The 14,587-nt window shown below is 50.2% G+C and carries 12 protein-coding genes; all 12 read right to left on the minus strand.

The genetic code is table 11. The annotated features are described in order from the left end of the window. On the minus strand, window positions 1-791 hold a 791-nt coding region (locus tag HMPREF9412_RS20715; protein ID WP_009593712.1), incomplete at its 3' end, for a carbohydrate ABC transporter permease. A 107-nt stretch (window positions 792-898) separates the two neighbouring features. Then, on the minus strand, window positions 899-2,227 hold the full coding sequence (locus HMPREF9412_RS20720) for an ABC transporter substrate-binding protein (RefSeq protein WP_009593700.1): 1,329 nt from the start codon (window positions 2,225-2,227) through the stop codon (window positions 899-901). A 201-nt stretch (window positions 2,228-2,428) separates the two neighbouring features. Further along, on the minus strand, window positions 2,429-4,075 hold the full coding sequence (locus tag HMPREF9412_RS20725; RefSeq protein ID WP_009593705.1) for a response regulator: 1,647 nt from the start codon (window positions 4,073-4,075) through the stop codon (window positions 2,429-2,431). Then, window positions 4,053-5,789 carry a sensor histidine kinase gene (locus HMPREF9412_RS20730; RefSeq protein WP_009593708.1) on the minus strand — a complete coding sequence of 579 codons (1,737 nt, stop codon included), beginning with the start codon at window positions 5,787-5,789 and terminating at the stop codon, window positions 4,053-4,055. Before HMPREF9412_RS20730 ends, HMPREF9412_RS20725 begins: the two co-directional genes overlap by 23 nt. A 33-nt stretch (window positions 5,790-5,822) precedes the next feature. Further along, window positions 5,823-7,130: an ABC transporter substrate-binding protein gene (locus HMPREF9412_RS20735; protein WP_009593737.1), complete on the minus strand. Its 1,308-nt coding sequence runs from the start codon at window positions 7,128-7,130 to the stop codon at window positions 5,823-5,825. A gap of 220 nt (window positions 7,131-7,350) precedes the next feature. Further along, a complete protein-coding gene (locus tag HMPREF9412_RS20740) occupies window positions 7,351-8,292 on the minus strand; it encodes a copper amine oxidase N-terminal domain-containing protein (RefSeq protein WP_009593756.1) in 942 nt (313 codons plus the stop codon). 149 nt (window positions 8,293-8,441) lie between these two features. Further along, entirely contained in the window at window positions 8,442-9,266 is an 825-nt protein-coding gene (locus tag HMPREF9412_RS20745; RefSeq protein ID WP_009593711.1) for a GNAT family N-acetyltransferase, read from the minus strand. A gap of 41 nt (window positions 9,267-9,307) precedes the next feature. After that, the gene (locus HMPREF9412_RS20750) at window positions 9,308-10,798 is read right to left on the minus strand and encodes an arylsulfatase (protein ID WP_036672938.1); all 1,491 of its coding nucleotides are present in this window, start codon (window positions 10,796-10,798) and stop codon (window positions 9,308-9,310) included. A gap of 137 nt (window positions 10,799-10,935) precedes the next feature. Continuing rightward, window positions 10,936-11,781, minus strand: coding sequence for a hypothetical protein (locus HMPREF9412_RS20755; protein ID WP_009593746.1), 846 nt, complete (start codon window positions 11,779-11,781; stop codon window positions 10,936-10,938). A 118-nt stretch (window positions 11,782-11,899) separates the two neighbouring features. Then, the gene (locus HMPREF9412_RS20760) at window positions 11,900-12,592 is read right to left on the minus strand and encodes an aspartate/glutamate racemase family protein (RefSeq protein ID WP_009593718.1); all 693 of its coding nucleotides are present in this window, start codon (window positions 12,590-12,592) and stop codon (window positions 11,900-11,902) included. A gap of 271 nt (window positions 12,593-12,863) precedes the next feature. Then, entirely contained in the window at window positions 12,864-13,517 is a 654-nt protein-coding gene (locus HMPREF9412_RS20765) for a M48 family metallopeptidase (protein ID WP_009593763.1), read from the minus strand. 62 nt (window positions 13,518-13,579) lie between these two features. Then, window positions 13,580-14,497, minus strand: a complete 918-nt coding sequence (gene hprK, locus HMPREF9412_RS20770; protein WP_009593767.1) for an HPr(Ser) kinase/phosphatase — start codon at window positions 14,495-14,497, stop codon at window positions 13,580-13,582. Between the last annotated feature and the right edge of the window lie 90 nt (window positions 14,498-14,587).

Genomic DNA, 14,587 nt, shown 5'->3' on the forward strand with positions numbered 1-14,587 from the left:
AGCACCTGCGTGCCGTTGTCCGGGCCGCCGCGTGTCAGCAGCCAGATAATCTCGAAGTCGTTCAGCGTCCAGATGGTGGTGATGACGGAAGACAGAATGGTCACTTCTTTTACCGAGGGGAGCGTCATGTAGAAAAAGCGCTTAATCGCTCCCGCTCCATCCAGCATAGCGGCTTCATACATCTCTTTGGACACCGTATGCAGGCCTGCCAATATGGCAATGCCCATGAACGGAATGCCCCGCCACACGTTGACGAGAATGACCGAGAACATGGCCAGGTCCGGTGTGGCCAACCAGCCGACGGGACTGTCGATGAGCCCTGTTTTGAGGAGCATGGCATTCAGCACGCCGCCGACGTCGGAATAAATCCACTGCCAGGTAAATACGGAGACGATCGTCGGAATGGTCCATGGAAGAAACAGCATCACCCTGAAAAAGTTTCGAGCAACGATATTCTCGTTGAGCACGAGCGCCATAATCATCCCGAACACCGCTTTCAAAATGACGGCCACCATCGTAAAGACAACCGTATTCCATACCGCCTTCCAAAACACGGAATCGGTAAACAGCTCCGTATAGTTTCGCAGGCCGATGAACGTTTCGGGAACGCCGACCACTTTATTCGTCAAGCTAAGATAGACCGCCCAGCAAAAAGGGAGCGCCATGACAGCCAGCAAATATATTAGCACCGGACTCATGAGAAGATAAGCCAGCCTGCTGCTTGTATCCCCTCGTTCCAGTCTAGGCGCCCGGGTTTTCTCCGGTGTTGTTTGGACTTCCAAGCTTTTCATTGAGAGCACCTTCTTTCTGACGCCTCAGGCTCATCCGCAGCCACGGACCTTGCATCGATGCTTGTATTCGGACTGCGGAGCCTGTTGCGCGCGGTTAAGTCATAACCCTACTTGGCGTATACCGCCTCGATCTTGTTCTGTAATTCGTCCACAGCTTGTTGAGCCGTGAAGCCGGAATCCAGAAGCATCTTTTGGAAGACGTCGTTGACATATCGAAGGTTATAAATCTCTCCAGCCTTCGGGCTATACTCCGCAGGGTATCCAAGGAAAGCGAAATGTGCGATGGAGTCGACGAATCCTTTGTTCTTCTCCTCCTGCCATACGGATTCGTTTGCCAGGTCCGTATAAATCGGACCGGTCAATGGAGCTCCATTCTGCACCCACTGGCTGTACCACGCTTTGTCCGTCATATATTCGATGAAGGATTTGGCAAGCTCCTTGTTCGCAGAAGCCTTGAATATGCCTAGATTGTTGCTAATGCCAGGCACTACCGCTCCCTTCGGTCCTGCGGGCAGCATGGCGATCCCCGTATTCTCGTACAATTCGGGATTATCGTTCTTGATCGTCGCAGCCAAGCTGCCGACGTTGAAGATCATGGCCGATTGGCCGCTTAAATACGATTTGTTGTTGCCGCTGTCATCCCATCCGATGGAGCTTGGAGGCGTTACCTTATCTTCGATGAAAATGTCCCTGATCAACTGAACCGCCTGAAGAGTTTCGGGCGTATTCACCGCTACATTCTTGCCGTCCTCGGTATCGAGGGAACCGCCGTAGGACCAGATGATCGCCCGGGTCAGCCATTCGGCATCGGAATTGCCTTTCCCGTACCCGAGTCCTGCGCCGTATATCCCTTTGGAAGAATCCGTGAGTGCCTTCGCCATTTCGCGGAATTCCTCCCAGGTTCCAGGCGGCTCGCTGTAACCGGCTGCCTGAAGCATGTCCTTGCGATAGTATAAAGCCGTGGACTCGGTCCAGAACGGCACTCCGTATAACTTGTCCTCGAACGTCACGGAGGTTTTCAGGCTGTCCTGTATTTCCCCGTTTGTGTTCTCCACGCTGCCCACAACATCGGTAACATCCTCAAGAACGTCCTTGGCATAGAATTGACCGACTTCCTGGTAGCCGAAGAAGGAGACGTCCGGTGTAGTACCCGATTCGATGGCTGCCGACCATTTCGGATAAAAGTCCTCGTACGCAATAAACTCCACGTTGACATTCACGCCATGCTCTTCCCCGAACTGTTTTGCCCTCTCTTGGATCATCTGGTTTTGCTCTTCGAACATCTGCTTCTTCATCCAGAATGTCAGGGTTTCCCTGCCAGGCTCGGCATCCCCTGATCCGCTGCCACCCGTTCCCCCTTCGCTGCATCCTGCCATCAATATCATGACTAAAGCTGCCGTTACCCATCGTATGGAGTTTTTCTTCATCTTCATCATCTTCACCCCTCAGCATATAGTGGAATGTCCTTACACCATTCATTGTAAGGGCTTCATAAACTGGGTTAAATGATATAGGCTTAACATCCGCTCTCCTTACTTAACATGATGCCGCAATCGAAAGCAGCGCCGAATTAAACAAAAAAAAGCCCGATTCCAGCCCAAATGCATGGCTGAAAACGGACGGTATTACAGGCTTTATTACGGCATTCCGGTTTCCAAGCTCTTTCGGTATTCTTGCGGCGTCACGGAATAATACTTTTTGAACACCCGAATAAAATAATTCGGGTTGTGGTATCCCAGCTTCAGGGCAATCTCGAAGTTCTTCAAGGAGTGGTCGGCCAGCAGCTCGGCCGCTTGCTCCATTTTCAACCGGAGTACATAATCACTCACGTTGAATCCGGTCTCCAATTTAAAGAGGCGGGACACGTGAACCGGATGCATATACATATGGTCCGCGATGGCTTGCAGGGAAATATCCTGAGACAGATGATCCCGTATGAACCGTTTCATCCGGGATACGGCAGCGCTCCGGTCGCTGCGCGTTGCCTGTTCGGCACTTGACTCCAGTAGAGGCAGAACTTGGCCCACCCATTTGCCGAGCGTGGCCGCAGTCGTGCATTGCGAGAGTCCCGTTATATCCGCAAGGGACGCTCCGACGATATCGGCAAGACTGCGTCCGTTCTTGTGCGCATATGCGCTTAGCGAGGAATATATAAAGAAAAAGGCTTCGATTACATGCTCTTGCGATTGGCTGTGCGCGAGCGACAATTCCTTCAGGATCTGCTCAAGTTTCTCTTGGATTTGCTTCCAACTGCCGGATTCCAGCAGATGATGGAGCAGCGGAGGCTCATAACATTTTTGCAAGGAACGGACCGGATGCAGCTCCTCCTCATCTTCTGCGAAAACGAACATATCACTGTGGCTGCCGATATGGCGGCGCAAAGCGAAAAGACTGTCTTGATACAGCTTTCGGACATCTTCCGGGAAGGAACCTCGCTTTCCTATCAGGACGGAGATTGTTCCTTTCAGGTAACGGCTGACATTCATCTGCAGCTGTGCAGCGAAATGCTTGAGCTCATTCTCCTCCGTATGCTCATAAGGGTGCATCCTAGCCGCCGAATCATCGCTTTCAAAAACAAAAAAGACGAGATATCCATGTATGTCCCTGCATCGCCACAATCGAAACCGTTCCCCGAAGATCTCGTCCGCCATGTTTCCGATCGCGTACTCTATGATGGAGGAGTCATAGGGGCTCATTTCCGTCAGACGGTCCTCCATACGTACAAGCATCAAAGCCGCTTGGTTTCCGATGGCGGATTTCATTTCAAGCAGCTCCAGTTTTTCGGCCCAAACGTTCTTTGGTGATTTCATGCCTTGAAGCAGCTGATTCAGGAATTCGCCTCGAATATGTGGAAGATTAACCCGAAAAGCCTGAACCGCACGATGATAGGTTTCGCTGGATTCACGCTCCTGCCGCAGCGATTCCACTGCTCCGCCTACTTTCTCCAGAACGACTTCGTCGCTGACGGGTTTTAGCAGGTACTCATAAGTGCCAAGCGTAATGGCTTCCTTCGCGTATGCAAAATCGGCATACCCGGACAGCAGGATCGTTTTGACATTCTTCCATTTCGATTTCGTGATCTCGACAAGCTCGAGACCGTTCATCCGCGGCATCGTGATGTCGGAAATCATGATGTCGACCGGCTGCGTCTGCAGTATTTCCAGCGCTTCGAAAGCGGAGTATGCCTTGCGGACCTCCTCGATCCCGATTTTCTGCCAAGGTATCGTATGCGCAAGCCCCTCTACCACGCTTGCTTCGTCATCAACGATCAGCAATGTATACATCGTCATCCCCCCTTTCCCTACTTGGTATTTCCCAGCATATTTCGACGCGGAGTCCTCCTGACGGCGATTCTGAAAAGGTCAAGCCCGCATGTTTGCCGTACCGGGTGACCAGTCTCTGATGAATATTCCATAGACCGAATCCCCCGCTATCGTTCAAAGGCTCTTCGACCTGTTGCTTCAGCTTGTCGATGATGCCAACCTCCATGCCCTGGCCGTTGTTGTCAATTCTGATCCTGCAACGACTTCCTTCGATTTCACCGGAAATATGAATCATCGCGAAATCCAACTGATCCTCAACACCATGGATGACGGCATTCTCTACGATAGGCTGGAGCAGAAGTCGCGGAATCTCTAGCTGCATCATGCTGTCAGGGACCTCGATCTCGAAGGTTAGTCGCTGAAGCCGCAGCATCTGAATCGTTAAATAATTGTCAACCAGCTTCACTTCCTCTTCAAGGGGCGCGGTCGGTTTTTCCAGTCGCGTCGTGTACCGGTAATACTCCCCCAAGTTCAGGGCCATGGCCACGACAGCTTCCTTCTCGCCGAGATTGGCCATGTTTTTGATGTAGAACAGGCAGTTATACAGGAAATGAGGGTTAATTTGCGATTGGAGCTGCTTAAGCGTGGCTTCCTTGGATCGCAAAGACTCTTTGTACACCCGTTCGATGAGCTCCTCGATTTGCTCTGCCATGTTGTTGAAGGAGTGAAACAGATACATGAATTCGTTCTTCGGCACATCCTTCAGGCGCGTCATGTATTGACCGTCCCTGATCCTTCTCACCGCATGAAGCAGGCGGGAAATCGGACGCTGGACATTACGGTACAACAACAAGGTCAGCAGTAAGACAAGAACAAGCAGGAGCGATACGGAAATATAAAAGAGGGCGCTGCTTAAGGTGATCGGGGAATATACGCTGTCCAGCCGGACGAAATCCACCAGATACCAGCCCAAACTGCTGGACAAGACGTAATTCATTACATATTTGCCCTGCCCCGATTGCACGATTCGGCTGCCCTCTTCCCCAAGCTGCAATTCGTTCAAGGTGCCGGCGGCCATTTGTATCGTTTCTTCGACCGATGTGCTGTTGGCAATAACGGTTCCGTCAGGTGCATACAGGAATGGCTCGCTGTCCCCGTCCTGTTTCAACCGATTCAGCATATTGACCAGATTCTGGTCGGTGAAACGGACCTCCACGATCAGATCCTGCGTAGAAGCGGACGTTCTCATCCAGCTAAAAAAAGCTTGTCCTTGCGAATCCCGATGATAAGTCCAGTTCTGCTTATGGGCATGAGCCAAATATTCGGCATCATACCTTGCCGACAAGTCGGTTGTCAGCAATTCACGATACTGCGTCAGGTACATTAGGATTTGGCTGTCCCAGCTGCTAGTTGCAATCTGCATGTTCAACATATCCGTGATCCGCTGCTGGCTGTCGATTCGTTCCATGGGAGTGCTATCTGAGCGCTCTGCCAGATAACTCTTAATCCCGTCATCATTGCTCGCGATCACCGAATATTTCGTCAGCTGGTCGATCATGGTGTCCATCTGACTCATGAAAAACGTCAGTCGGTTCCGCTGGCCCTCCTCCACAGCCGAACGGACGACGTTGATGCTGACCTGATGGGAGTAGGCATACAGCAAAATAATGGGAATAACCAGGACCGCCAGCAATGTCGTAAGCTTCGCAAACGTACTTGTTCTTAACCGCTTCATCAAATGCATACCCCCGTGTCAGAGCGATTCGCTCTACTTCTCGCTGTCGATCAGTTCTTGCAATTGGACGTTTGCCGACTCCGCGGCAGCTCCGACATCTTCACCGATAAGTCCCTTCACCACGATACCGCCGATAATGTCCCGTGCTTCCTTCACGTGAATGACTTTTGGACGGTCGTAGCTCATTCCGATCGGAATGGATTCATTGATCACCGGAATCAGCTCATCCGGAAAGCCGGAGATTCCTTCCTTGTCATGCCACAGCGAGCTCCGTGCTCCCGGATTACCGATCTTCTGGGCTTGCAGCACCATGTCCCTGCCCGAAGCCCACTCGATGAAAGCCCAGGCAGCATCCTTGCGGGCAGAATTCGCATTGATGCCAATGGCCCATGCAGTGGTGCTGTACGGCTTGCGACCGGCATCACCTGCCGGAAAGAGCGCATACCCGATCTTCTCCTTAGCTAATCCCGATTGCGCTAGCAGGGAGTAGATCGCGCTGGCATCGGTGAAAAATACCGCCTTTCCTTGCGCAAAGAGATCTGCGGATTGCGGCCAGCTGTAACTGAGCGCATCGGGCGGTCCATAGTTTCCGAGCAGTCTAACGTATCGCTGAATCCCCTTGAGCGTTTCCTTTGTGTTCAATCCCGCTTTATCCGCACTTAGAAAATTCCCGCCCTCAGAGTATACAAATGACGATAGCTGGGTTACGAGAGCGCTTCGCTGCCCTCTAGCGACAAATCCGTACATGCCATGCTCGGGATCATGCACCTGTTTAACCGCTGCTTCCAGCTCTTCTAAGGTCTGCGGGACTTCGATCCCCTTTTTCTCAAGCAGGTCCTTGCGATAGTATAGAATCTGCTGCTCCGTCGATAGCGGGACGGCAAGCAGCTTCCCGTTCACCGTTACCGATTCCAGCGCCGTTGAAGAGAAATCGGCGAAGTCGTAACGCGGGTCCGATACGGCATACGATTCCAAGGGCGTTAACCAGCCGTTATTCTCATACAGACTTAGCTCTTCCAACGGCCGGATCATGAACACATCGGGACTTTCGCTACCTACCGTCATCTGTACGAACATCTTTTGGCTGAGCTGCTCATTGGTCAACGCTTGAAAATCCACCTTGATACCCGTCTGCTTCTCAAATTCGGGAAGATGGGCGCGAAGGATGTCCGCAACCGGATTTTTAGCCATATATGCGGTAATCCGCACATTGTCAAACGGGCGTTCCGGTTGGTGAGACATTCTGCTGTCGGCCCCGTTCCTCCCCGCCATGCATCCGGCTGCCGACACCATGATGACGACAATCCATAACACCATGCAGAAACGTCCTGCAAACTTCATAACTTCCCCTCCTGTCAGTCGGTCATAAATCGATATTAAAGCGTTTACAATGGAGAAGACACTGAAAAAATTTAACATATGGTATACATATTTAGCCTTTCATGCATGGCGCTAATTCTCATTCAGCATTACGACAGACGAAATGGCCTTCTTTATCAAAGACTTTATGAATAGAAAAAAGCCGCTGATCTCATTCCGGATCAGCGGCTTAGAAATTCACCTATTCTGCTTTCTCTTCATAGACAACAACGGTCTGACTTTCCGATTCCCACTTGACGGTTGCATTCAAGGCCTCGCTTATAAAGCGTACGGGCACATACGTATTGCCCTTGGTAACAGTAGCTGGGGCATTCAGCGAAATTTTCTTGCCATTGACGGTCGCTGTTTTACTGCCGACCAGGAGTTGGATGCTCACTCCGTCCTTCGAGACGGTGATGGAGCGCTTTTGAGGATTCCATATAACCTCGGCCTCCAAAGCCTCGGCTATGGCGCGAAAAGGAACATATGTATTGCCTTTTTTAACAAACGGTTCGGTGTCCGAAGCTTCGCCGTTCACATACAGCTTAACTCCATTCTTTTTACCCGCCTTTTCACTGAGCTTTCCCATGGTTTTGTAAAGATCCAGGTTTTTAAAATTGGCTTTGATGGCTTCTTCTTGCAAATATACGGCTTCAGTCACGCTGCCGTTTGTTTCGAGCATATCCGCTGCCGCTTCTAACGCCTTGTCCTTTTCAATAATGGCCTCAAGCTGTTTTTGTTGCTCGTCCGTTAACTCGGCCGCATATTCGGTAAGCAATATATTGACTAGAACGGCGCCTGCCGGTTTATCCTCAACGTTTTGAATGGCATTTAGTAAACCTTTGTATCCTTTGTGACCATTGTTCTTGGAATCGACTTTATCGGAGGAAGGATCGTTTGTTTGCTCTGTTTCCGGCGTTGTGGATTCCTGAACTTGGTCTTCTACTTGGCTGGACTTATCAGAGGACTCGACTTCCTCGGTTTGCAACTTGTCATTACGAGTTTCTTTTTCTTTTGGTCCTTTTGGCGATGCCGCGTTACTTGTCTTGCCGGGGGGCGTGTTGCTTGGTTTGGCTGAGATCGTGCCTGCGGCGGTCGCAAACATCAGGGCCGCGCTGGTTAGCAGGATGACTGTTTTTTTCATGATAATTCCTCCTGAAAGATCAAATATGCATGCTCCATTCTTTATCGGCAGAAATAATAGACCTCAATAGATCATCGATAAGATTTGAATGATGCCGTGAAAATCAAAAAAGCCGCCATGACGGCGACTATTCTTGCACATCTATTTTGTTATCCTCTGCATTCATATTGATAATAATCTTGTGCGTGCACTGCTTGAAATCCAACCGACTCGTATAACCTCAGCGCATGGTCGTTTTTCGTTTCGACTTCCAAGTGCACCGAGTATCCGGCAGAGCTCTGTTCCTTCACGATTCGTCGCAACGCTTTTCTGCCTATTCCCCGGCCTTGATACTCCGGCAATATGGAGAAACCATAGATCCACGCCTGCCCCTCTTCACGGCTGACTCGAAGCTTCCCGACCGTTTCTTCGTTTACGTCAATCATGAACATACCCGTATTATCAGCAAAATGATGGCTCTCCATCGCTCTGGCATCTTCTTCGTCCAATCCGAATGCTTCCACGGATAAACGCACGCTTGTTTCATAATCTTCCCATGTTGCCTGCCTCAGAAGAATACCGTCCGAATCCTCAAGCGGCATTTCCTGCCACGTCATTTGATGCTCCGAAAAAGCATGCTCCGCACCTATTTGATGCAAAAAAGCCTTAGCCGCATCGGATCCCGCTGGCGCGTTCAACAAGATTTTCTTGTATCCGGCGAGTTTTACCTGTTCCATTCCGAGATGAAACAATCGCTGGAAATGCCCCTTTCGTCGTTCGGCAGGCTTTACCATGCCGCATACTTCGACGGTCGAGCCAAAAGGATATAGCCCTAGAAACGCTACAAGTTCCTTTTCCTCATAATGAAAAAAATCCAGATTCCCCATGTTGCGTTCTCTGAGCATTTCCCAATTCAGCTTTAATTGGACATGGTCATGAAGTTCGCACTCGGCTTGCAATCGCTCAATGTCGTTTAGCTGTTGTGTCGTTAGCATGTTATCTCCTAATCGGTTCTGAATGTAATTCTGGTCTCGTGCTATTTCAAAATATGGGATAATACGGCTACCGGCTTTCGGCCGGTGATCAGCTGTTGGCCATCCGTATAACCCTCTTCGCGTCCCTCAAGCTCTTGGATGAGGACCGAACGCCAATACCGGATTCGTTCCTGCCGATCTTCGTCCCCGATCGCGTTGTGCAGCTCATTGGGATCTTCAACCAGATCGAAGAACTGCTCCTTGCCCGTTTGGGAGAACCAGATGTATTTCTCCTTTCCGTCGGTAACCCAATGATTGGACTGAAGCCCTTGAGCGTGCTCTCCATGAAGATGGGGACGCCAATCCGGCTTGCTTCCTCCATCCCTTCCTGCTGACGCTAGTCTCCAGATGCTCTCGCCTTCGACCGTTTCCGGTATAGGCACGCCTGCCGCTTCCAGCAGCGAGGGCATGATGTCCCGCATTTCCACGACATGATCTGAAACCGTGCCGCTCTTCAGGCCTAAACGGTTGCCGGGATCGTTGACGATAAACGGCACGCGGGTGCTGCCTTCGTACGGAAGAGACTTTCGGAATAAATGATGGTCCCCCAGCAGCTCGCCATGATCGGAAGTAAACAGGATCACCGTGTTGCCTAGCTCCCCATATTCGTTTAATGATTGCAAAAAACGTCCGATTTGGTGATCGATATGCGTGATCAGGGCGTAATAGGCAGCCATCGCTTTACGCAGACGGCGTTTCGGGACCAGCCCCCGCCCCGTTATAGGGGAGTATCCGGCAAGATCCGGGTCCTCCGTCTCCGCCCAATCGCCAACCGGCGGCTCCGGAATATCGGCATCCTCATACAGATTCAAGTAGGCCTGCGGAGGGTCGAACGGAGGATGCGGCCTGACGAATGACATCCACAGGAAGAACGGCTTCCCGGGGTCCCGTCGCCGCAAAAAATCAATCGACTGCGTTACCACCCAGTTGGTTGGATGCTGCATTTCCGCCAAATGCCAAGGACGAGCGACGGTTGATGAATTGCAGTCCAAACCAAGATCGGTCATATCGGCGCCCGGCACCCTCTCGTTGAGCCACTGCAAGTAATCGTCAACTTGATCGTAATGCTCCTGCATCGGAATGCCGTGGTTATTGCGGTTGTGATGCAGGTAACCATCGTGAAGCATTACGTTGTGGAACCCCAGCAAATTGCGTGCAGGGTAAACATGCATCTTACCGATACACTGCGTGTGATAACCGGCGTTAGCCAATTCCCCAGGCAGCGTCTCCTTGTAATTCCACGGGACGCAGTCTTGATAACCGACGCGGCCGTGAGCGCGCTGAGACTGGCCGGTGAAGATCGCCGCTCTTGCAGGTACGCAGGTGGGTGTGGCAGAATACGCACGGCTGAACCTTACGCCGCTCCTTGCAAGCTCGTCCAGGTTGGGCGTTTCCACCACAGGGTGACCTGCTATGCTAAGGCAATCAAAGCGCATCTGATCGACCGTAATGAGCAGCACATTCGGCCTTCCCTGGCGTTGAGTCGAATTCATCATATTCCCTCCTCGGCATAATACTAATATCTATTTGATCATACCTTGTTGCTGAGGGTTGTCAATTGCTCTGGGATTATCCGTACCGTCCCCGGATGAATTACGACGGTTATGAATCCACCAATCCTTACTCTGCTTTACTTCTCCGTTACGTCTACGTTTTTGCCATAGGCCTCAAGCTGTGTTAATGCCGGAAAAAGCGCCTCATCGCCTTTGATCAATCGTTTGAGGACTAACCATTCCACTTTGCGGGGTTGGATATCAAAATACTGGATGCTTCGGCTTTTCACGGGATAGAGCTGCTCCGTTGAACCGTCGGAAAATGCAATCGTGACTTCCTTCCACCAGCTGTCATGAGGGAAATCGCCGCGTAAAACAAGACCGATCCGGTCAAGCTCAACCGTTCGCCCGAAATCCAGCGTCAGCTCCGCATCCGCCTGCTGGTTAATTCCCCAGGATTGATACGGATAGGAGCCGTGATTGCAGTTGGCATAAATGCCGTCGATCGCATTGCGTGCAAAGAAGGTAGGATCATTTCTGGTTTCCACGTTGGCGTGAGCATGCGGGTAAACGTTGGAATCATGCTTCTGGTCATGGGTATTCAATGCCAGATTTCGATATTGGGTAATTTCGCTTTCCGCCGCATAGCGTACCGAAACATAATGTTTTGTCCCCGTAAATGCCTTCTCTGGATAGGCTTGCTTGAACGACAATGGAATTTCGTATTCCCAGCTGGTGCCCTTGACATATACCAGGGACGGAAAAAGTGCCTCATCCAACTGAACCACCAAATACCGATTCGGGTGCTCCGTCGTAATTCTAAATTTGTCGCCGGCGGCGTACTCCAGCTGTTGACAAGCCAGATAAGTGAAATCCTCGTCTTCCCGCTCCATCACGCGGTCATGGGAGGATTGCGAATGACGGTCACCTTCCACCCTCACATTCTGTTCACGATTCAGCAATTCAATTTTGATTCTTGGCATGATCCTTCTCTCCTTGTTCAAGACATATAATGAACTCAAATGGATTTATATGAACCCATATGAACATTATACATCGAACGAAACGAACAGCAACTCCCACGACAATAAACATCAATGATTATTTTTCAAGTGCAAATAGAGCTGCTGTTGTTCCATGAATCTGAGTCGTATCAAAAACAGGGATATTCGTATCTTCCTGTTTAATAAGAAGACCAATCTCTGTACAGCCAAGTATGACTCCCTGGGCACCTTGCTTCTGTAATTGGTTGATCACACGCAAATATTCGTTCTTGGATTGTTGAGAAATAATACCCAAGCACAATTCGTCATAAATGATATGGTTGATAAGTTGTATGTCATCTTCATCAGGAATCAGGACATGAATGCCGGCTGCAATCAGTTTTTCCTTGTAGAAATCCTCAGTCAGCGTGTATTTGGTTCCAAGCAAAGCTACGTGATCTATGCCGCTTTCTATGAGCTTCTTCGAAGTGGCATCTGCAATATGAATAATGGGAATACGGATTCTTTGCTGAATGATTGGAGCAACCTTATGCATCGTATTGGTGCAGATTACGATAAAATCCGCACCACCCCTTTCAAGGTTTACGGCAACATCTCCTAAAATTTCTGCGCTCTTGTTCCAATTCCCAACGGCCTGGCATTCTTCGATTTCTTGGAAGTCCACGCTGTATAACAAAATTTTTGCGGAATGCAGTCCACCTCGTTGTTCCTTTACGACCTCATTTATAATCTGATAGTACATCACGGTGCTCTCCCAGCTCATGCCTCCGATGAGTCCAATTGTTTTCATCATTGCCTCCGTAAGATTCATTTTTCTGTGTCATTACTCTAATGTAAATAGATGTCATGATCAACGCAAGCAGCAGCCATCATAACCGGTCGACAAGACGGCAGTCGTGCCGAATACCAGGAATCCGTTAATCATAGTGAGCAGCTGCCCTGGCGCCTACGCTGCCAGTGGATCATGGAATCAGATCAGCCGATCAGCATCCACTCAAAAAAAAGGACACTGCCCAAATCAGGCAGTGTCTTTACTCTCTCTATGACTCATAATCCATGCATTACAAAGTCATGGCATGTCCATATTTCGCAAGGAAGGCTTCCTTATCTTTGTAGTCCTTCATCACGCTGCCGACGCATCGCCAGAAGGATCGGTCATGATTCATATGCAAGAGATGACAGAGTTCATGAATGACCACATAATCAATGACCTCGATGGGCGCCATCGCGAGGCGATAGTTGAAAGTGAGATGCTTCGCCGAGCTGCAGCTGCCCCATTTCGTTTTGGACTCCTCGATGATGAAGGATCTCGGCGTGACTTTCAGCTGCTTCTGATAAATTCGGATGCGTTCCGAGATCACCTTCTTGCAGCTTGCGAAGTAAAATTTCTTCAGATCCCGTTGAAGCTCCTCTTCCGTTCGCCCGTCCGTCTCGATTAACTCATGAAGCGAATAATACTGCCCAAGATGAAGGAATTTGCCTTCATCCTCGTATGCCTTGACCTTCGGAGCCGTTCGGGCTGCCTCGATCGCTTGCAATTGCTTCACGATATTACTCCCATGCCGCCTTACGGCGTTGATCACCATCTCATCGCTTGTACGATTCGGTGCCTTCACCGTTATCAAACCTGATGGGTGGACATGGATCGATAGCTTTTTGCGTGGACCGTATTCTATATGACATTCGATTTGTTGTTCTCCTACTTGAATTTTCATCTATCACCAACATCGTTTCCGTATGTTTTTTTATTATCAGATGGCGGAAAGTCGTTAAAGCCTCACGATTGCATCTCGTTTTCGATTCGTTTCATAAAGTCTTCGGCCGCACTGTAGCCGAGTTGTTTAAGATACCAATTGTTGGCCGCCGCCTCGATCAGACTTGCTACGTCGCGCCCCGGCTGTAGCTGAACCTCGATATGAGGAATTTGGATGCCTAGATATTCCGTAAATTGAGGCACGGCCTCCAGCTCGTTGTTTAGGGAATTTTCACGCCAAGGCACCAATTCAATGTCGAGCACGATTCGTGTCTCATCTTGAAAAGCCGTGCGCCCGTATTGACGCACCACATTGATCAACCCGATGCTTCGCAGCGCCAGAAACTCCCGGGTTGTCTCATTATGCGTTCCAAGAAGAGTCGAAGGGCCCAGCTTTTTTAGCACCACGATATCGTCCGCCACAAACCGGTGGCCCCGGCGGATAAGGGTGTGGGCCGTTTCGCTTTTGCCAATACCGGATTTGCCCCGGAGCAGGATCCCAATGCCGGATACATTCACGCACACCGCATGGATCGACATCTCCGGAGCCAGCGTCTTCACCAAATAACTGTTCAACTTGGCAATAAACTCCGTTGTCGTCTCGGTTGTCCTCAACAACGGTATGCCTTCCTGATTGCAGAATAGAGTCAGATAAGGGATCTCCTGCTGTCCTGAGGTGACAATAAAGCACGGCGGGTGATATTTGACGATATTCCCGATATGCAGCTTGCGTTCTTCTATGCTAAGCGTCAATAAATAGTTAATCTCCTTACGGCCGAGCACCTGCACTCGCTCCATCGGGAAAAAATCGAAATACCCGACAAACTCCAGACCCGGTCTGTGCGTTTGCGGACGGGTAATCATTCGATCCATGCGATTGGCGCCAGCAAGCACTTCCAAATGAAATAACTCCGTAAGACTTTGAACGGTGATCGACTTCATGTTGTTCTCCTCCTGCGGCTATAATTGTTCCTGAAAAGGCCTGATCATTATTGCAGCATTCGGATATATTCAACGGCCGGCGGGCACTTT

The sequence above is a fragment of the Paenibacillus sp. HGF5 genome (genome assembly GCF_000204455.1).
Taxonomy (GTDB): Bacteria; Bacillota; Bacilli; order Paenibacillales; family Paenibacillaceae; genus Paenibacillus_AQ; species Paenibacillus_AQ lautus_A.

Excerpts from the sequence above, each read along its gene's own strand:
- HMPREF9412_RS20720 (WP_009593700.1), bottom strand. The coding sequence starts at position 2,227 with ATGATGAAGATGAAGAAAAACTCCATACGATGGGTAACGGCAGCTTTA.
- HMPREF9412_RS20725 (WP_009593705.1), bottom strand. The coding sequence starts at position 4,075 with ATGTATACATTGCTGATCGTTGATGACGAAGCAAGCGTGGTAGAGGGG.
- HMPREF9412_RS20730 (WP_009593708.1), bottom strand. The coding sequence starts at position 5,789 with ATGAAGCGGTTAAGAACAAGTACGTTTGCGAAGCTTACGACATTGCTG.
- HMPREF9412_RS20735 (WP_009593737.1), bottom strand. The coding sequence starts at position 7,130 with ATGAAGTTTGCAGGACGTTTCTGCATGGTGTTATGGATTGTCGTCATC.
- HMPREF9412_RS20740 (WP_009593756.1), bottom strand. The coding sequence starts at position 8,292 with ATGAAAAAAACAGTCATCCTGCTAACCAGCGCGGCCCTGATGTTTGCG.
- HMPREF9412_RS20745 (WP_009593711.1), bottom strand. The coding sequence starts at position 9,266 with ATGCTAACGACACAACAGCTAAACGACATTGAGCGATTGCAAGCCGAG.
- HMPREF9412_RS20750 (WP_036672938.1), bottom strand. The coding sequence starts at position 10,798 with ATGAATTCGACTCAACGCCAGGGAAGGCCGAATGTGCTGCTCATTACG.
- HMPREF9412_RS20755 (WP_009593746.1), bottom strand. The coding sequence starts at position 11,781 with ATGCCAAGAATCAAAATTGAATTGCTGAATCGTGAACAGAATGTGAGG.
- HMPREF9412_RS20760 (WP_009593718.1), bottom strand. The coding sequence starts at position 12,592 with ATGAAAACAATTGGACTCATCGGAGGCATGAGCTGGGAGAGCACCGTG.
- HMPREF9412_RS20765 (WP_009593763.1), bottom strand. The coding sequence starts at position 13,517 with ATGAAAATTCAAGTAGGAGAACAACAAATCGAATGTCATATAGAATAC.
- hprK (WP_009593767.1), bottom strand. The coding sequence starts at position 14,497 with ATGAAGTCGATCACCGTTCAAAGTCTTACGGAGTTATTTCATTTGGAA.